16 protein-coding genes and 2 pseudogenes are annotated in these 18182 nt (G+C 56.8%); 7 read left to right on the top strand and 11 right to left on the bottom strand.

The window, feature by feature from the left end; all coding sequences use genetic code 11:
- The 5 genes from rbsK to FOI68_RS08700 all read left to right on the top strand — a co-directional run bounded on the left by rbsK (position 1) and on the right by FOI68_RS08700 (position 5572).
- Positions 1-954, top strand: coding sequence for a ribokinase (gene rbsK, locus FOI68_RS08720; RefSeq protein WP_044897566.1), 954 nt, complete (start codon positions 1-3; stop codon positions 952-954).
- Between the two features lie 14 nt (positions 955-968).
- Positions 969-2498: a sugar ABC transporter ATP-binding protein gene (locus tag FOI68_RS08715; protein ID WP_143862882.1), complete on the top strand. Its 1530-nt coding sequence runs from the start codon at positions 969-971 to the stop codon at positions 2496-2498.
- Entirely contained in the window at positions 2495-3478 is a 984-nt protein-coding gene (locus tag FOI68_RS08710) for an ABC transporter permease (protein WP_035300181.1), read from the top strand. Before FOI68_RS08715 ends, FOI68_RS08710 begins: the two co-directional genes overlap by 4 nt.
- A 15-nt stretch (positions 3479-3493) precedes the next feature.
- Entirely contained in the window at positions 3494-4435 is a 942-nt protein-coding gene (locus tag FOI68_RS08705) for an ABC transporter permease (RefSeq protein ID WP_143862881.1), read from the top strand.
- A gap of 93 nt (positions 4436-4528) precedes the next feature.
- Positions 4529-5572, top strand: a complete 1044-nt coding sequence (locus FOI68_RS08700; protein ID WP_051188051.1) for an autoinducer 2 ABC transporter substrate-binding protein — start codon at positions 4529-4531, stop codon at positions 5570-5572.
- Between the two features lie 118 nt (positions 5573-5690).
- On the opposite strand, the pseudogene FOI68_RS08695 reads toward FOI68_RS08700, so the two are convergent.
- From FOI68_RS08695 to FOI68_RS08650, 10 genes and pseudogenes are all read right to left on the bottom strand, one after another.
- Positions 5691-6065 (bottom strand): annotated as a pseudogene (locus tag FOI68_RS08695) (sigma-70 family RNA polymerase sigma factor); the annotation flags it as partial.
- Positions 6066-6202: 137 nt separating this feature from the next.
- Positions 6203-7105, bottom strand: a complete 903-nt coding sequence (locus FOI68_RS08690) for a metal ABC transporter permease (protein WP_143862879.1) — start codon at positions 7103-7105, stop codon at positions 6203-6205.
- Entirely contained in the window at positions 7102-8454 is a 1353-nt protein-coding gene (locus FOI68_RS08685; RefSeq protein WP_029097394.1) for a metal ABC transporter permease, read from the bottom strand. Before FOI68_RS08685 ends, FOI68_RS08690 begins: the two co-directional genes overlap by 4 nt.
- Complete coding sequence (locus FOI68_RS08680; protein ID WP_143862878.1) at positions 8451-9242, bottom strand: metal ABC transporter ATP-binding protein; 792 nt, start codon at positions 9240-9242, stop codon at positions 8451-8453. Before FOI68_RS08680 ends, FOI68_RS08685 begins: the two co-directional genes overlap by 4 nt.
- A 23-nt stretch (positions 9243-9265) precedes the next feature.
- On the bottom strand, positions 9266-10165 hold the full coding sequence (locus tag FOI68_RS08675) for a metal ABC transporter solute-binding protein, Zn/Mn family (protein ID WP_370512116.1): 900 nt from the start codon (positions 10163-10165) through the stop codon (positions 9266-9268).
- Positions 10166-10549: 384 nt separating this feature from the next.
- Complete coding sequence (locus tag FOI68_RS08670; RefSeq protein ID WP_143862944.1) at positions 10550-11527, bottom strand: bile acid:sodium symporter family protein; 978 nt, start codon at positions 11525-11527, stop codon at positions 10550-10552.
- A gap of 41 nt (positions 11528-11568) precedes the next feature.
- Entirely contained in the window at positions 11569-12216 is a 648-nt protein-coding gene (gene pcp, locus FOI68_RS08665) for a pyroglutamyl-peptidase I (protein WP_143862876.1), read from the bottom strand.
- Positions 12217-12231: 15 nt separating this feature from the next.
- Complete coding sequence (locus FOI68_RS08660) at positions 12232-13005, bottom strand: IclR family transcriptional regulator (protein WP_176703371.1); 774 nt, start codon at positions 13003-13005, stop codon at positions 12232-12234.
- A 101-nt stretch (positions 13006-13106) separates the two neighbouring features.
- On the bottom strand, positions 13107-14060 hold the full coding sequence (locus FOI68_RS08655) for a DUF979 domain-containing protein (RefSeq protein ID WP_143862875.1): 954 nt from the start codon (positions 14058-14060) through the stop codon (positions 13107-13109).
- A 3-nt stretch (positions 14061-14063) separates the two neighbouring features.
- A pseudogene (locus tag FOI68_RS08650) lies at positions 14064-14468 on the bottom strand (5-oxoproline transporter, DUF969 family subunit); the annotation flags it as partial.
- Between the two features lie 377 nt (positions 14469-14845).
- Here FOI68_RS08650 and FOI68_RS08645 point away from each other — a divergent pair.
- Both FOI68_RS08645 and FOI68_RS08640 read left to right on the top strand, forming a co-directional pair.
- Positions 14846-16066 carry a zinc-dependent alcohol dehydrogenase gene (locus FOI68_RS08645; protein ID WP_143862943.1) on the top strand — a complete coding sequence of 407 codons (1221 nt, stop codon included), beginning with the start codon at positions 14846-14848 and terminating at the stop codon, positions 16064-16066.
- 45 nt (positions 16067-16111) lie between these two features.
- Positions 16112-17206, top strand: a complete 1095-nt coding sequence (locus FOI68_RS08640; protein ID WP_143862874.1) for a class II aldolase/adducin family protein — start codon at positions 16112-16114, stop codon at positions 17204-17206.
- 49 nt (positions 17207-17255) lie between these two features.
- Here the strand turns inward: FOI68_RS08640 and FOI68_RS08635 are convergent, their stop codons facing one another.
- Positions 17256-18095 (bottom strand): alpha/beta hydrolase, encoded by an 840-nt coding sequence (locus tag FOI68_RS08635; protein ID WP_185973907.1) that lies wholly within the window; start codon positions 18093-18095, stop codon positions 17256-17258.
- Positions 18096-18182: the final 87 nt, after the last annotated feature.

Here is an 18182-nt window from a genome sequence, read left to right as displayed (position 1 = left end):
ATGAAAATTTGCGTGGTTGGCAGTTTGAACACGGATATGGTGATCAGGACCAAGACGTACCCCCGCCGGGGAGAGACGCTGTTTGGCGAGACAATGGACATCCTCCCGGGCGGCAAGGGAGGCAACGCCGCGACCGCGATCGCCCGGCTGGGCAAAGAGGTGCTGCTGGTCGGATCGGTCGGGCAGGACCCGTTCGGGGATCGGCTGCTGGCAGAGCTCAGGGCCAACGGCGTCGACGTGTCGGGGGTGAAGCGCAGCGCGGCCGCCAAGACCGGGACGGCGATGATCACGATTGACGCCTACGCGGAAAACACCATGCTGGTGGTGCGCGGGGCCAATGCGGACCTGGCTCCGGAGGACGTCGACAAGGTGCTGCCCGAGCTCCAGTCCTGCCGCATCCTGCTGACGCAGATGGAAACGGGCGAGCGGGCGGTCGTCTACGCGATGCAGAAGGCCAAGGAGAACGGCAGTCTGGTGATTCTGGACCCGGCGCCGGCGGAGGGCATCACGATGCGGGCGCTGCAGTACGCCGACATCGTCATTCCAAACGAGCAGGAGACGAAGTACATGACCGGCATCGAGATCGAGGGCCCCGACGACGCCCGGCAAGCGGCCCTGTACTTCCAGTCGCTCGGCGTCTCCCAGTCGATCATCAAGATGGGGCAGCGGGGCTGCCTGGTCTTCACCCCGGAACGCTCGGAGTTTATCGAAGCGATTCCGGTTCAGGCGGTGGATACGGTCGTGGGCGACACGTTTTCCGGCGCGCTGGCCTGTGCGCTGGCCGACGGGAAAAACCTGTTTCAGGCGGCCCGGTTTGCAAGCGTTGTCAGCGCGCTGAAGGCAACCCGTTTCGGCGCCCAGGTGGGCATCCCCACACTGGCGGAGGTGCGGTCCTTCATCGCCGAACGCGGGCTGCGCGATTATCTGGACGGGACAGCCGCGGCACATGAATGACGGAGGTGTGGACGATGCAGCCGTATTTGTTGGAAATGAAACACATCAGCAAGACGTTTCCGGGGGTGAAGGCGCTCGACGACGTGCAGTTGGCGGTGCGTGCGGGCGAAGTGCACGCCTTGATCGGAGAGAACGGGGCGGGCAAATCGACGCTGATCAAAATCCTGGCAGGCGTGTATCACCCCGACCCCGGAAGCCGCTTCTTCTTTGACGGCAAAGAGGTGGAGATCAAAAAGCCGCTGGACGCGACCCTGCAGGGCATCTCCATCATTTATCAGGATTTGAGCCTCTTTCCCAACCTGAGCGTGGCGGAAAACATCTGCATGGGCCGCGATGCCGGAAAAGGACCGTTTCGCCTGGTCAAGCGGAAAGAAAAGAGGGAGCTGGCCGCCCGCATCCTGAACGAATGGGGGTTCGGCATCGATCCCGACGCCCGCCTGGACAGGCTCAGCATCGCCAAGCAGCAGCTCGTCGCCATTGCCAGAGCGATCGCTTTCGAGGCCAAGCTGATCATCATGGACGAGCCCACCTCGTCGCTCTCGTCCGGCGAAGTGGAGCTGCTGTACAAGGTGATCGACGACTTGAAGCGAAAGGGAATCGCCATCCTGTTCGTCAGCCACAAGATGGAGGAGCTGTTCAAGGTGTCGGACCGGTTCACCGTGCTGCGGGACGGGAAGTACGTCGGCACGTACGACAGGGATGAGCTAAACGAAGAAAAGCTGATCGCACTGATGGTCGGACGAAAAGTAGAGGCGGTGTCGAGGCAGGAGACGCAGCCGGGCGAGCCGGTCTTGGAAGTCGTCTCGCTGTCCAAGCGGGGCCATTTCAAGGACGTCTCGTTTACCCTGCGAAAAGGGGAAGTGGTCGGCATCACCGGGCTGGTCGGCTCGGGCAGGACGGAGCTGGCGCACGCGCTGTTCGGCCTGCAAAAGCCGGATGCGGGCGAGATCAGGCTGAACGGAAAAGCGGTGAGCATTTCGTCCACGCAGGAGGCCGTGAAATACGGCATCGCCTACGTGCCGGAGAGCAGGCAGCGGGAAGGGCTGATCCTGCAGCAGTCGATCGTCCGCAACGTCTCCCTGCCGATCCTCAAGCAGTTGAAGAACCGCCTGGGGTGGATCGACGGAAAACAGGAGGCGAAACTGGCCGAGGGATACATCCGCTCGCTGGACATTCGCCCCGCCATCCCGGAGATGGCCACCGGCAACATGTCCGGCGGGAACCAGCAAAAAGTGGTCATTGCCAAATGGCTGTCGACAAACCCGCGCATCCTGATCGTCGATGAACCGACCAACGGGATCGACATCGGGGCGAAGACGGAAATTCACAGGCTGATCCGCTCCCTGGCCGCCAACGGGCTGGCGGTGATCGTCATCTCGTCCGATTTGCCGGAAGTGCTGGCCGTCAGCGACCGCGTGCTGGTCATGCGAAAAGGGACGATCAGCGGGGAACTGTCCATCAAGGAAGCGACCCAGGAGAAAATCATGAACCTGGCATTGATCGGATCACCAAAGGCGAAAGGAAATGAGGCGGTCGGGTTATGAGCAAAATCCTGAAATCAAGCGAGCTTGGAATCGGAGTCATCCTGCTGCTGCTGTCCGCGGCGCTGGCCGTCACCAGTCCCGTCTTTTTGACGGGGGACAACATCCTCGACATCTTGAAGGGCAACGCCGTGCTGGGCATCCTCGCGATCGGGATGACGCTGGTGATCATCACCGGCGGGATTGACGTCTCCGTCGCCGCGGTGACGGCCGCCATCACCGTCATCATCGGCAAATTGGCCGTCTCGCTGCACGACAGCGGATGGAGCCTGGTCGCCATTTTTCTCGCCGCGCCGCTCGTGGGAGCGCTGCTCGGCCTGGTAAACGGGCTGCTCGTCGCCAAAACAAAGATACCGCCGATCGTGGCCACGCTGGGCACCAAAAGCATCTTGGCCGGGGCCACGCTGTACGTCACAAACGGGGCGTACATGAACAGCAGCGATCTGCCGGAAGCGTTTCTTCGCTTCGCCCAATGGAAACCCCTCGGGGTATCGGTTCTCATCCTCATCTTTTTTGCGGTCGCGCTGTTTACCTGGTTTCTGCTGAACCACACCGTCATCGGCCGCTCGGTAGTGGCGATGGGCGGGAATCCGGTTTCCGCGATGCGGGCGGGGATTCACCTGCAGTCCGTGCAGTTGTTTGTATACGCATACATGGGCTGCCTCGCGGGCATTGCCGCAATCGTGCAGACCGCGTACACCAAAGGGGTGGACCCGAACGGGTTCAACGGCTTCGAGCTGACCGTAATCGCCGCCGTTGTCCTGGGCGGGGCCAACATCATGGGCGGCTACGGTTCCATCCCGGGGACGATCCTGGGTGTGCTGCTGCTCGGCGTGATGCAGAACGGCCTGATCCTCGCCCATGTCGATACCTTCTGGCAGGATATCGTGACCGGCGCGATTATTTTGATCGCCGTCACCTATGACGTGATCAAGCGGAAGCGCGAGGAAGCCAACCGGGCGAAAATCGAGATCGAGGCGTAGGAGCGGGGTGAGGACATGAATTTTCTCTCGAAAGAATGGATTCTCGGCTACGTGTTTGCGGGACTGTTTCTCTTGATGACGCTGTTTGTCCCGGGGTTTTTTGACGCGTACAACCTGATCAACATGCTGTTTCAGCTCCCCGAACTGGGAATTTTGTCGCTGGGGATGATGGTCGTGCTGCTGACGGCCGGGATCGATTTGTCGATCACCTTCCTGGCGGCGCTGGCCGGCGTGATCGTGGCCACGCTGCTGACCAACGGGTATTCCGTGCCGGTGTCGATCCTGGCGGGCGTCGCCACCGCGCTGGCCGGCGGTCTTCTCAACGGGTTTTTCATCGCCGTCGTCGGCGTTTCCCCCATCCTGGTCACGCTGGGCACGATGACCCTGTTTGAGGGGATTGTCCTGCTGCTGACAAAGGGCAACAGCATTTCCGGCTTTCCGGAGAGCTATTCGCTGATCGGCAACGGCCTCTTGGGAGTCGTTCCGATTCCGATCCTGATCTTTGCGGCGATTGCCGTGATCCTGTCCATTCTGCTGAACAAGACGGCGTGGGGCCGCAGCGTCTACATGTTCGGCAACAACCCGACGGCGACGCTGTTTTCCGGGATCAACACGACCCGGGTCGTCCTGTGGGTCTACCTGTTCGCCGCGTTGATGGCGGCGGTGGCGGCCATCATCATGACCAGCCGCTACAATTCGGCCAAGGTGGACATCGGCAGCTCGTACCTGCTGCAAAGCATCGCCGTCGCCGTCCTGGGCGGCACCAGCATCTCCGGCGGGTACGGCAAAGTGATCGGAGTCGTGCTGGCCGTGGGGATTTTCCAGATCATCTCCAACGGGCTGAATCTGCTGGGCGTCTCCAGCATGGTCATCGACATGCTGATGGGCACCATCCTGATTGGCGTCCTGCTGATCAACTATGTCTCGGCGAAGCGCAAGCAAAGCCAGACCGCGTGAAGGGAGGGATGCTGACGGACCGACGATGTCACCCGCTTCTTTCCGCTTTTGTCCAAGACCAATGTCTGATCAACTGACACAGGGGGAGTTTCGATGAAAAAGATGAACAAAATGCTGTCTGTTTCCGTCTCCGTTTTGCTGGCACTGGGCCTGATGACGGGCTGTGCCGTACAGAAAAACACGGCCGCTCCGGCTGATGGCGCGGCAGGGGGCAAAAGCGACGGCAAGCTGACGATCGCCGTCGTTCCCAAACTGGTCGGCATCCCGTACTTCAACGCGTCCGAAAAAGGGGCGAAGCAGGCTGCCGACAAACTGGGCGTTGAGCTGATCTACACCGGCCCGACCCAACCGGACGCCGCGCAGCAGGTGAAGGTGATCGAGGACCTGATCTCCAAAAAGGTGGACGTGATCGCCGTCGCGCCGAACGATGCGGCCGCGCTGACGCCGGTGCTGAAAAAGGCGAAGGATCAAGGCATCAAGGTGATGGACTGGGACACGCCGGCCGACCCCTCGGTGGTTGAGCTGTCCGTCCATCAAATCGACGACGAAGTGTACGGACGCCACATGGTTGACCTGCTCGTCCAGGCGATGGGCACCGACAGCGGAAAAGTGGCCATCGTGACGGGCGGCCTGTCGGCGCAAAACCTGAACACCTGGATCGACTGGTCGAAGAAGCAGATTGCCGAGAAGTACCCCAACCTGCAGATCATCGGAGACAAGATCGGCACGGACGAGAAACAGCAGGTGGCCTACCAGAAGACGCTGGACCTGCTGAAGGCCAACCCCGACCTGAACGGCATCCTGGCCTACTCCACGGTGGCGCCGCTCGGTGCGGCCCAGGCGATCCAGGAAAAAGGCCTGCAGGACAAGGTGTCGCTCGTGGGCGTGGCGCTACCGAAGGACTCCAAGCCGTTCCTGGAAGACGGATCGCTCGATACGGCGACGCTGTGGGACCCGGTGAAGCTGGGTTACTTGACCGTCACCCTGGCCAAAGACCTGGCGGAAGGCAAGAAGCCGACCGACGGCCAAGAGGTGGAGAACGTCGGTAAGATCGAAGTGAAGGCAGACGGCAAAACCGTCATCATGGGACCGCCGAGCGACTTCACCAAGGAAAACGCCGGCAACTACGATTTTTAATCAAAACCGAACCGCCGCATCGGCTCACGACACGCCAAAAGGCTGCCTGAACACAGGCAGCCTTTTTCATTCTGCAAAACCCGATCGGAAGCAACGCTCAGTCCCACTCCGCGTCCTGTTATCTCCCCTGCGCCTGCTTCGTTCGGTAAAACTCGTTGAACAGCTTCATCAGGGCCCGCTTCTCGATCCGCGACACGTACGAGCGGGAGATGCCCAGCTCGCGGGCGATTTCCCGCTGGGTCTTCTCTTTGTCCTGGTCCAGCCCGAACCGGCCGATGATCACTTCTTTTTCCCGCTCGTCGAGGATGTGAATGTGCTGGTAGATCTTGTTTGACTCCAGCTTGAGCTGCACCGTGTCCACCACTTCGTCAATCTCCGTGCCCAGCACGTCAATCAGGGTGATTTCGTTCCCTTCCTTGTCGGTTCCGATGGGGTCGTGCAGCGACACGTCCTTTTTTGTTTTTTTCAAGCTGCGCAGATGCATCAGAATTTCGATTCTACAGTCAAAAGTATGGCTTGATGCCTGGCACGAGCAAAGGAGCGTTTGTCACGCTCCTTTTTCTGATCCCTGATTGTTTGGGGGAAACCAGGCGAACGCAGCGCCAGATGCCGCTCCGTTCGGATCCCGCCTTAATGGGAGGCGGGATTTGTTTGTCGGTTTTGGACGCGTACCCGTCGCTGCGCGATCGCTTTCGCAACCACACCGTGACGCGGTGAGAAGAGAAAGGCCAGCAGGAACAATACGCCGGATACGGCGGTCATGGCCCCGGCAATCGAACTGTCCAGCCAGGACGCGAGCATATAACCGAATACCGAGCAAAGCACGCCGATACCCATGCTGATGAACAGCATCACGTGCAGGCGGTCGGTCAGCAGATAAGCGGTAGCGCCGGGAACGACGAGCATGGCGACAACCAGAATCGCTCCGACGCTTTCAAAGGAAGCGACCGTCGTGAGCGAGACCAGCGTCATCAAGAGATAGTGGAACAGCACGACGGGAATGCCTACGGCGGCTGCCATGGCGGGGTCAAAGCTGCACAGTTTGAACTGTTTGAAAAAGAGACCGACGACCAGGAGGCTGATCAGAAACACGCCACCCACCGCCCAGACGGCGCGCGGTCCCATGTCCATGCCGCCCCACTCCCACGTGTCCCAGGGAACGTAAGCAATTTCGCCGTACAAGACGCAGTCGAGGTCCAGGTCTACCTGCTGGGCGTACAGCGAGATCAGCACAACTCCCACGGAGAAAAGGGCGGTGAATGTGACCCCGATGGCCGCGTCCGATTTCACTCCGCTTTGGTGCAGAAGTTGAACGAAAAAGACGGTCAGCAGGCCGACCACGGCAGCGCCGATCAGCATCGGCAGCGTTTCCCGGCTGCCGCTGAACAGAAAGGCGATCACAATCCCCGGCAAAATGGCATGGCTGATCGCATCGCCCAGCATCGCCATGCGCCGCAGGATGAGAAAGCAGCCGAGGAACCCGCAGGAGGCGGCCACAAGCGCCCCTGTCAACATGATCCAGAAGCTGTTCATACCGACAGACCTCCTCGGTTGGTGGGGTGAAGCTGACTCGCGGCGGGCACGTGCTGGTTCAGCTTGGGCGTCAAATTGTACGCATGGAGCTGCTCCAACATCTGTGCAAGCGTCTCATCAGACAACTGCGACGCCAGTTCTTCCCGGTTTACATCGATGTGCTGGGAAGCATACCTGTCCTCGTTCATGTGATACACGTCCCACAGCCGTTGATTGAGCACCAGTCCATGGGCTTTTTTCAGTCCTTCCGGGGTAAACGTCCAACGCCGATGTCCGGATGCCTCATCTACGGCCCGTACATATCCCTGCCGGCGCAGCCCGCGCAAAGCTTTTCGGACCGCAGCAGTGCTTTTTCCGCTTTTCTCGGCCAACTCGTGCTCTTCGATGCCGAAGGTCAGGCTGCCCGCTTGGAGGTGATGTGGTTCCTCCATCCGTTCGTACAGGGCCTGCATTACGTCTTCGTGAAGCACTTTGCTGCGCAGGCGCAGGAAGCGGATCAGCCGGACAAGTACCCCCCGGCGGGGAGAAACGAGCAGCGAGATGACAAAGAAGCAGGTAGCAGCCAACACGATGGTAGGGCCGGTAGGCAAATTTTCCAATTGGGTGCTGAGCAGCGTGCCCAACGCGCCGCTGAAGGCGCCGAACAGTCCGGACAGCACTGCCATGACACTCAGTTTATCCGTCCAGTAGCGGGCCGTGACGGCAGGGGCGATCAACATGGCGGCGACCAGCACCACGCCGACGGCCTGCAAACCGATGACCACGGTCATCAACAGCATCAGCATCAACAGCGCGTCCAGGAAGCCCATGGGAAACCCGAGACCACGTCCGAACCCCGCGTCAAACGAGAGCAGGGTAAATTCCTTGAACAAGAGAATCGTCAGCAGGATCAAGGCGCCTGACACGATCATCATGGTCGTGACATCGCTGGAAACGAGGGAAGCGGCCTGGCCGAACAGAAATTTGTCCAGTCCGCTTTGATTGCCGCTCGCGCTGTGCTGGATGTAGGTGAGCAGCACGATCCCGATCCCGAAAAAGACGGAGAGCGTCAGCGCGAGCGCGGTATCTTCCTTGATCCGCGAATGGCGGGAGATGGACGTGATGCAGTAAGTGGCCAACAGTCCGGCCGCACCCGCGCCGATGAGAAACAGCCCGATCGATTTGGAGCCGGTGAGAAGGTAGACCAGACACACCCCCGGCAGTGCGGCGTGAGCCAGGGCGTCGCCCATCAGCGAACGACCGCGCAAAAAGGCGAAGCAGCCAAGCACGCCGCTGCTGATTCCCAGCAGGATGCACCCGGCCAGCACCCACTGCGTATTGGGGTCTTGCAGAGCGAGCCACAGGTTCATCGTTCGTCCTCCTCGTCGTTGACCGACTGAGAGGAAACGAGCAGTTGGCCGCCCAGCACGTGAAGCCGTCCGCCGTACGTTTTTTGCAGGTTTTCCGCCGTAAACGTCTCGGCGGTGGGGCCCGCGGCAATCACCCGGCGGTTCAGCAGAATCACCCAGTCAAAGTATTCTTCCACCGTCTGAAGGTCGTGATGGACGACGAGAACGGTTTTTTTCTGCTGTTTCAGTTCATTCAGCAGATGGATGATCGCCTTTTCCGTAGCGGCGTCCACACCGGCAAACGGTTCATCCATAAAGTAGAGCTGCGCTTCCTGGGCCAGCGCACGAGCGAGGAACACGCGCTGCTGCTGACCGCCGGACAACTGGCTGATCTGCCGCGAAGCGTAGTCGGCCATGCCAACTTTGCGCAGACATTCCAAGGCAAATGCCCGGTCTTCCCTGCCGGGGCGGCGGAACCAGCCAAGCCGACCGTACCGGCCCATCAGGACGACATCCAGCGCATCGGCGGGAAAGTCCCAATCGACCGATTCCCGCTGCGGCACGTAGCCGACCAGCTTCCGCTGCTGCTTGTACGTCTTGCCGTAGATCTCGACCTGGCCGGACGCAATCGGCACCAACCCCTGTACCGCCTTGATGAAGGTGGATTTTCCCGCACCGTTGGGGCCGATGATGCCAATCAGCTTTCCTTCCGGCACCTCCACGGAAACATTGCGCAGCACCGGTTTCTTCTGGTAGGCGACAGTCAAATCCCGGACAGTCAAAGGCGCTGTGGTAATGGTAGGCGCCATCGTCGTTCTCCTCCTTTCGCGGATTATTTTAAGGCGTTCACGATCGTGTCCACATTGTGTTTCACCATGCCGATGTAGCTGCCTTCGGGCGTGCCGAGCTCACCCATCGCATCCGAGAACAGCTCCCCGCCGATCGTGACCGTGTGGTTTTTCGCCGCCGCTCCTTGCACAACCGCTTCAATGGAGCGCTTCGGCACCGACGACTCGACAAATACTGCTTTGATCTTGCGGGAAACCAGCGTGTCGACGAGCGTTTGCACGTCTTTCAGCCCGTATTCCGCCGCCGTGCTGATTCCCTGCAGGCCCATCACTTCCACGTCGTAGGCGCGGCCGAAGTATTGAAACGCGTCATGGGCCGTCACCAGAACACGACGTTCTTTAGGAATGGAGGCGAGCTCCGTACGGGCGTAGTCGTCAAGCTGTTTCAGCTCCGCCAGGTACTTTTCGGCGTTGGCCGCGTACACCTCTTTATGGGCTTGGTCAAAAGCAGACAAATTATCCCGGACCTGTTCCACCGCTTTCATCCACAGCGACACGTCAAACCAGACGTGCGGGTCGGGGTTTTCCGGTGCCGCCGGGTCGGCCAGCAGCTGCTCCTTGCTCAATCCGGCCGTGACGGCTTTCACCGGCTTTTTCTTGCTCATTTTTTCAAAGATTTCCACCATTTTTCCTTCCAGGTGCAGACCGGAGTAGAAGATCAGGTCGGCGTCTTCAATCCGTTTGATATCCCCCTCGGACGCTTTGTACAGGTGAGGGTCGACTCCAGCGCTCATCAACTGCGTCACTTCCACGTGGTCGCCTCCGACCTGTTTGACGATATCGGCAACCATCCCGGTAGTGGCCGTCACCTTCCATTTGCCATCGGGCGCTTCCGCCGTCTGGGCAGCACCGCAGCCGGCGAGCAGCACGGCAAGCGACAGCATGCCTGCAAACAGCCCGTTTCTTATGCGGAAAACATATGCATCTGCCATTGTTTGTCCTCCTCAATTTTTTTCTCTTTAGTCACAATTGTTTCCTTGAGGCAAATTCTACACAAAAAAATGACAATGAGCAACACTATTTTACGAGAGAAAAAAAGTTTCCTTAGGGAAAAATATTAGATGCTTCTGATGGGGGAGGCAGCACGACTGAATGATCACGTAGAGGATAAGTGATCGTACGAGGCCTGTCAGCCGTTTCACAATGAAAGGAATCCAGATCGTGCAATGAGTGGGAGGAGGGGGGGCGTCGTCCCCAGTGCCGAACGGGCTGGCGTTCGGCGGCAGCGGGGACGGCGCACTCGTCTGTGCCGGTGGCGGGTACGGCAGTTACGGATTGGGGATACCTGCCTGCTGAGCGGCCCCCGACGTTCGTTCGTTCTTGTCTCTCATGCGGCTGAAAATCGTGGCGAGAATCGAGCCCGATATATTGTGCCACACGCTGAAAATCGCACTGGGTACAGCGGCCAATGGCGAGAAATTCGCCGTTGCGATCGCCACGCCCAATCCGGAATTCTGCATCCCGACTTCCATGGCCACCGCCTTTTGTTTTGCCAAATCCATTCCGAACAGACGGGCGAGGTAAAAGCCCAGCAAAAAGCCCAGCACATTATGCAGGATCACAACAGCAAAAATCAGCGGGCCGGTGGAGGCCAGCTTGGCCTGACTGCCTGCCACAACACCTGCTACGATCATGACGATCGCGATGGTGGAGACGAGCGGCAGCGCCTTTGCACTCGCTTCCGCCTGTTTGCCAAAGAACTTCTTGATGACAAACCCGAGAGCCAGCGGAATGATCACCACTTGAATAATGGACGCAAACAATGACCACATGTTGATGTCAACCCACTTGCTGGCAAGCAGCAGGATAAGCAGAGGAGTCACAATGGGTGCGAGAATCGTTGAAACCGATGCGATCGCCACAGCGAGGGCAACATCCCCTCTTGCCAGAAACACCATGACATTCGATGCCGTTCCACTCGGACAGCATCCCACCAGGATGACGCCAACAGCCACTTCCGGCGGCAGGTCCAATCCCCATGCCAAGAGGAAGGCCAATCCCGGCATGATGACGTAGTGACACACCACGCCGATCGCCACATCCTTTGGCCGACGAAATACTTCTGCAAAATCGGCTGCGGACAATGTAAGTCCCATCCCGAACATGACGATTCCCAACAAGGGAACGACATAGCCCCCAATCCACTTGAAATGGTCGGGGAACAGATAGGCAATCACCGAAACGAGAATGACCCATACCGTAAACGTTTTCCCTGCAAACGAACTGATTTTTTCGATAAGCATCATCGGCTTTGAAACAGTGCCAGACATCGACATGGAAATCCTCCTTAACTGATTTGTCCGCCCATTGTCACGATATCTTCTTCGAGTTCGACTGCGACATCAATCGCGATCTTTAGCCCTTTCACAATGGTTTCCAACGCCATGCTGGGCTGCCCCGGCTGGCGGGCAGCCTGTTCCGGAAGATAGGGGATATGAATGAATCCGCCCCGAATGGCGGCTTTTGATTCGGCGATGTAATGCATCAATCCGTAGAAAACATGATTGCACACGAACGTTCCGGCTGTATGGGATACGGCGGCCGGTACTCCCTGCCGATTCAACTCTTGTACGATTGCCTTGATCGGAAGGGTAGACCAGTATCCAACAGGCCCGCCGGGTACAACCGGCGTATCAATCGGTTGGTTTCCTTCGTTATCGGGGATGCGCGCATCATTCACATTGATCGCCACCCGTTCGACGGTCATTTGGGGTCGTCCGCCTGCCTGACCGACGCAAATGACAAGATCGGGCTTGACCTGTTCGATCGCAGCGTACAAGCAGTCAAGCGCCTTGCCGAATACGGTAGGCATTTCCCTGACCTCGACTGCATACGTTTCGGTTTTCAGATGGGCCAGGCATTTGACCGCTTCCAACGTCGGATTGACGGATTCTCCGCCAAACGGATCAAATCCCGTTACGAGAACGTTTTTCATCGTATCTCCTCCGTCTTATCTCCACTGAGTCCCATTCTCTCGCCAGCCGAGCTCGAATGAAATCCGTTTGACAGCCTCCTGCAGCACATGGATTAACTCTGGTAACCGCTCGTCGCCGAATCGAACATCCGGACCGGCAATGCTTAATCCGGCGCAGATGCGGCCGTGATGATCAAAGATTGGCGCAGCCACCGAAGCGGTGTTTTCCTCCAGTTCCGAATAGCTGACGGTATAGCCGTTTTTCCGCGCTTCGGCGAGGACTTCCCTGAGCCGCTGCTTGTCCGTAATGGTTCCGGATGCATATGGAACCAGCGTGATCGCGTTTATATACTGTTCGCGTTCCTGTTCGTCCAGATAGGCGAGGATGATTCGGGAACAGGCTCCCGCGTAGAGGGGGGATCTCCTGCCAATTTTCGTGTAAAGCCGGACCGGATGCAGCGTGTCCAATTTTTCAATATACATCGCCTGGTCCCCGTCTCGAATGATCAGATTGACGGCCTCGTCCACCTGATCCCGCAAGGTTTTCATCACCGGTAACGCGATTTGGCGGATATCCAATCGCTCGGCCACCAACTGGCCGAACTGCAGGAATGTCAGGCCCAGCGAATAGCTGCCGTCTGCGTTTTTCTGCAGGAGCCCCATCTCTTCCAGCGACCCTGCCATGCGATGAATGGACGTTTTGGGCATGCCCGACAGCTCTACCATGTCGTTGAGGCTTAGTTTTGCGTGCTGGAGAAAAAGATTCAGCACTTCCATCGATTTGACAATCGTCTTGTTCTTGTTTTGTATCATGAGCCCCCTTGATCCTCCCCAGCCAATCAAAATGGATGAAGCACAACGGGCTGCCGCCGACTTTTCATCGGCGGCAGTCTTCGTCTGCATGCGTCCGCTCACAGGGAGAGGACATACATCAGGACGATGTTAAACGCCAGGATAATCAACGCAGTGGGAACCTGCACACGAATGACGTGGTTTTTATCTTTCAAGTCAAGCAGGGCGGCAGGCACAATGTTGAAGTTGGCTGCCATCGGAGTCATCAGGGTGCCGCAGTAACCGGCAAACATCCCGATGGCCGCCAGATGGTTGGCATCCACACCAAATTGCTTGATCAACAGCGGGACAGCGATTCCCGCCGTCATCACCGGGAAAGCGGCAAACGCATTCCCCATCACCATCGTAAACAAAGCCATACCGATACAGTAAGCAAAGACGACCCAGAACAGGGAATGGGTAGGAATGATTTTTCCCACCAAATCAGAAACAACAGTGCCAACCCCGGCGCTGGTAAAGATCGTCCCCAACGTTGCCAGCATCTGCGGCAGGAGGGAGGCCCAGCCGATGGCTTCCAACAACCTTCGCGATTCCTTTACAGCGACAACAGGTGCAGATTTGGTCATCCACAGACCTGCAAGCAGTGCGATCAGCGTTGCCACGCCAAGTGACACGAGGGTGATGTTCTTTTGGTCAAAGATAAACAGGTCACCGATTTTTACGCCTTTGAACCCTGTCGTGCCAATCACGGTGATGACCGGGATCAATAAAGCAGGAATGAACAGAAGATTCTTCAAGCGGTTGCGATTTTGCATTTTCTCTTCCGGAGTTGCTTCCCCGTGGCTGCCGGGTTTCAAACCGCCTGCTCCCACGATGGCAACCATCACCAGCACGAGCAGTCCCATGTAAAACGGCGGGATCACACTGCCGAGCAGCAGGGAAGTCCCGTAGAGGAAATAAAACAGTCCGGATGTGAGGCGCCGCGGATTTTTCCGGTCAGCGAAGGTAAACAAACTGCCCAACACGACGATTATTCCCAAAAAGATATAGACGGCTTCGATGGACAGCAGCATCGATTATTCCTCCTTTCCGATCGCCGCATGGCTGCTGGCGGAACCAAGACGCTTCTGAAGAGAACGATCCAGCAGATACAGACGAATACAGTGGACGATCAAGGCGGCAACAGCGGTCGGAATCGCCCACAACGCCATGTGCAGCGGATCGGAAGGAATGTTGTTTTGATCAAAGAAGCCTTTCATCAACAAGATTGCCCCGATGGCGATAAAAACGTCTTCACCGAAAAATACCCCGATGTTGTCAGCAGCGGCGGCATGGGCACGGATTTCATCGCGAACGTTGTCCGGCAATTTGCCGTATTTTGCTTCTGCAGCCCCTTCTGCCATGGGAGCGACAAGCGGACGAACCATCTGCGCGTGTCCGCCGATGGAGGTTAATCCGACGGCTGCGGCTAATCCGCGAACGCAGGCCCGCCGGGGCGCTCCTTCCCTCATGCGAGTAGAAAAGTCCATCGGTTGTCCAGAAATGTTGCGCAGTCATCAGGATCTCCTCGCAATGCGTCGTTCCGTATTTCGGAACATTCATTTCGAAATTGTTACTCTTATGATAGTATTCAGTAAAAGAGAAAATCAATATTTATTTTTTGAAAATTTGTCCTTTTTTAAAAATCATTCAACTGTTCCACTTTCAACACTTCCCTCGCTGCGGCGGGGGATTTTTCTTGCGATGGGATCAATCCGGTGCTGTCAGGCCAAAAAAGTCATGGACCATACATAACTGGTTGGAATTCAAAATACACATTACCATGGACAATCTTCTACAGGGAGGGACATTTTCAATTTTGAAAGCAATCCAATTCGATCCCACCATCCTGCATTACACGGTTAGTAAAGCAATCGGACGGTTTTTTCCATCCGTATTTTTCGGACCCATGTCATGTCTCTCCTACCGTGACGTAGAGGAGCCGTCTTTTCCTAATCAAGAATGGGTGAAAGTACGCGTAACGTACTGCGGCATCTGCGGCAGCGATCTCAACCTGATTTTTCTCCATGACAGCCCGGCCACTTCTCCCTTCGCTTCCTTTCCCTTTACCATCGGTCATGAAATCGTTGGCGTAATTGAAGAAGTAGGGAGCGAGGCACAAGGTCTTTCGGTAGGTGAGCGGGTGGTAGTCGATCCCATCTTGTCATGCGAAGCAAGAGGCTTCCGCGAACCTTGTCCAGCCTGTCGTCGGGGGGATTTGAGCCTGTGTGAGCGAATGACCGCGGGTATTGTCTCACCGGGGCTGCTTATCGGAGCCTGCCGGGATACAGGGGGAGGCTGGAGTTCCCGCTTGGTCGCTCACCGCAGTCAGATTCTCAGGCTGCCTGCGGAAGTAAGTGATGTGAATGCGGTGATGATCGATCCGTTTGCCACAGCCTTGCACGGCATCATGCGCGACCCGCCGCAAAAAGGTCAAACCGTTCTGATTGTCGGCGCGGGGGTGATCGGCATTTGTGTGCTGATAGCCCTCCGAACGCTTGGAATCGAGGCGCGCGTCGTCGTCTTGGCGAAGCATCCGTTTCAGGCGGAATTGGCAGTCCAATACGGAGCGGATGAAGTCCTGCTGAATTCCGGTGCTGATTGGGATCGGCAATTGGCCGACATTCTCGGTGCAAAGGTACTCAAGCCGATTTTCGGCAGTCCAGTGATACAAGGGGGTGCAGACGTCGTCTACGAGTGTGTCGGCAGGGATCAAAGCATTAACGACGCGCTGCGCTTCGCCAAAAGCAAAGGGAAAGTGAACCTGCTCGGCGTTGCAAGCATTCCCCGAAAAGTGGATTGGACACCGATCTGGTTGAATGAACTGGAAGTAAAGGGCAGTTTTGCGTGCAGCACGGAAGAATATCGCGGGGAGCGCCGCCGGACCTACGACGTGGCAATCGACTTGCTCCGGTCCGGAAAAGCAGACCTGACTGCTTTGGTAACCCATCGCTTCCCGTTGGATCAATACCGCGATGCGCTTGCCACCGCTGCCGGCAAGCGAAAGACCAAAGCGGTAAAAGTTGTTTTTGAGCCGTAAGCGTTTTGATCCTGTCAATGAGGAAAAGCGAGAGAAGGGATACGGATGAAATTTTGCTTGCTTGGTGAAACGAACAGTCAGCATGGGCAATGGTTTGCCAATGGGATCACAGCGGAGCTGGTCGCCAACGGATTCCACTTTTGCAACGAACCTGCGGACCAGGTTGAGAACATACGCGTTGTGTTCAATTTTTTACATCCCGCTAACATGAAACCGTTCCGCCGGAAAGCACAAGCTACTTTTTGTGTCGCGATTGCAGAGACAGATCGGGTTCCCGAAGACATCTTGAAAGAAGGGTACCCGATCCTGATTCGAACGCTGTCAAACCTGTTGCTGTACGTGGTGAATGCAGGGGAAACGTTTGACCTTTATTTCATTACTCCTGAACGTGGATGCTACTCTGTCCGTTACGAGAAGGGAAATGATCAGGCGTTTTTTCGTCGTGTCTCGGAAAAGCTCATTCCGATTGTTTCCTCGCGCTTGGTGATCAACAACGAATTTTACCGCGATTTGCCTGAAGAACTGTGGAACGGCGATACCATAACCGCACAATTGGCGGAGGCGGGGAAAAAATTGGACGGGCTGAATCTTTTGCCGGCACCGTTTCCCTTGGAAGAACTGCTTACACAGCAAGATTTGCGGCATTTGAAGAGACTGTTCGGGATTGGCGGGTTGAGTTACGGCAATCTCAGCGCGCGCAAAGACAGACAGCGATTCTGGATGAGTGCCAGCGGGGTAAACAAGGGCGACATGCGGGTGATCGGACGGGACATCCTGCTCGTCGAGGGTTACAGCGAGGAACGAAATGCGATGATTCTCAACGTGCCGCCGAACATCGAACCCCGGCGGGTGTCTGTCGACGCGATCGAGCATTGGATGATTTACACACGCCATCCTGATGTACAGGCGATTGTTCATGTTCACGCCTGGATGGAAGGCATATCTTCGACCGAGATCAATTACCCCTGCGGCACCTGGGAATTAGCGAAATCCGTGTCAGACTTGATACGCCAATCAGACGATCCGTCCAGGGCGATCATCGGTTTGAAAAACCACGGTGTAACGATTACCGGACGCTCTTTGGAAGACATCTTTCAGCGTATCGAGGGCCGCATTATTCGACAAGTCCCAATGACGTAAGCAAAGAACCCATGGGGAGGAGGTGCTTCCCATGGGATTGTTTTGACCGTTACAGGCGGGCAGTTATCCATTGAAACACATTGTTTAGGGCTTCGTTCCTGCAATGTTCTTGCAGCGGTCTGTGTCTTCCTTCCGAAAATACCACGTGTACTTTGTCTTCGCTGGAAATTGATTGAAAAAATCGCTGAACGGCTCCCAGATCAATCAACGGGTCATGTTGACCGCAGAGACACAACAATGGCACGTTGCACTTTGCGGCCTGCGACAAAGCGTGTGCCCCATTTTGCAGCAACTCACTGAACCAGCGAGGGGTGTATTGGGTTGTAAACAGAGGGTCAAATGAGGTGTCAGACGGATCGTCCAGCAAAATCGGTTTTAACCAGTTCCACTTGAACGGGTCAACCGGCAGATTGGGCGCAAGCCAGGAAATCCATTGGGTTACTGTTTTCAGGGGATAAGGCAGGCGAATCCGGATCCCGAGTACAGGTGACGACAAGATGGCTCCTTTTACCGGATGCGTGTATTCTTGCACATAACGAATGGCGATTAATCCCCCTAAGCTGTGACCGAGCAGGAAGAGCGGTGCATCCGGGTATTGTTTTTGTAACCGCCTAACGAGAGTTTCCAAATCATCCAGGTACTCCTGAAAGCGATTGACATGGCCGCGGGCTCCGTCGGATTTGCCGAACCCCCTCAGATCGGGAGCAATCAACCCAACGTGACGGCGCAAACACTCCTCGCCTATGTGGGAATAAAAACCCGAATGTTCTCCGGAACCATGAAGCAAAATCATCAGCGCCCGAATTTCGGTCGGGAGCCAGCCTTGAAAGTATAGATTAGCTCCCTGTGTTCCTGTATAGTAGCCGCTCATGTAGCACTGTGTATTCATTGAAATCCCCCCAGGAAATATTTGCCACATCTAGATTAACCACCGTCGCATTCTTTCAAACCGAACCGTCGAAGGCTATAGAAGGCG

Origin of the sequence: Brevibacillus sp. LEMMJ03 (assembly GCF_007197875.1) — a bacterium.
In the GTDB taxonomy this organism is placed as follows: domain Bacteria; phylum Bacillota; class Bacilli; order Brevibacillales; family Brevibacillaceae; genus Brevibacillus; species Brevibacillus thermoruber.
This window is presented reverse-complemented; position numbering and strand designations above follow the sequence as displayed.

Bases quoted from the DNA above. Each gene is read 5' to 3' on its own strand.
- FOI68_RS08705 (WP_143862881.1), top strand. From the start codon at position 3,494: ATGAATTTTCTCTCGAAAGAATGGATTCTCGGCTACGTGTTTGCGGGA.
- FOI68_RS08635 (WP_185973907.1), bottom strand. From the start codon at position 18,095: ATGAATACACAGTGCTACATGAGCGGCTACTATACAGGAACACAGGGA.
- pcp (WP_143862876.1), bottom strand. From the start codon at position 12,216: ATGAAAAACGTTCTCGTAACGGGATTTGATCCGTTTGGCGGAGAATCC.
- FOI68_RS08710 (WP_035300181.1), top strand. From the start codon at position 2,495: ATGAGCAAAATCCTGAAATCAAGCGAGCTTGGAATCGGAGTCATCCTG.
- FOI68_RS08640 (WP_143862874.1), top strand. From the start codon at position 16,112: ATGAAATTTTGCTTGCTTGGTGAAACGAACAGTCAGCATGGGCAATGG.
- FOI68_RS08715 (WP_143862882.1), top strand. From the start codon at position 969: ATGCAGCCGTATTTGTTGGAAATGAAACACATCAGCAAGACGTTTCCG.
- FOI68_RS08680 (WP_143862878.1), bottom strand. From the start codon at position 9,242: ATGGCGCCTACCATTACCACAGCGCCTTTGACTGTCCGGGATTTGACT.
- FOI68_RS08655 (WP_143862875.1), bottom strand. From the start codon at position 14,060: ATGCTGCTGTCCATCGAAGCCGTCTATATCTTTTTGGGAATAATCGTC.
- rbsK (WP_044897566.1), top strand. From the start codon at position 1: ATGAAAATTTGCGTGGTTGGCAGTTTGAACACGGATATGGTGATCAGG.
- FOI68_RS08670 (WP_143862944.1), bottom strand. From the start codon at position 11,527: ATGATGCTTATCGAAAAAATCAGTTCGTTTGCAGGGAAAACGTTTACG.
- FOI68_RS08700 (WP_051188051.1), top strand. From the start codon at position 4,529: ATGAAAAAGATGAACAAAATGCTGTCTGTTTCCGTCTCCGTTTTGCTG.
- FOI68_RS08690 (WP_143862879.1), bottom strand. From the start codon at position 7,105: ATGAACAGCTTCTGGATCATGTTGACAGGGGCGCTTGTGGCCGCCTCC.
- FOI68_RS08675 (WP_370512116.1), bottom strand. From the start codon at position 10,165: ATGCTGTCGCTTGCCGTGCTGCTCGCCGGCTGCGGTGCTGCCCAGACG.
- FOI68_RS08685 (WP_029097394.1), bottom strand. From the start codon at position 8,454: ATGAACCTGTGGCTCGCTCTGCAAGACCCCAATACGCAGTGGGTGCTG.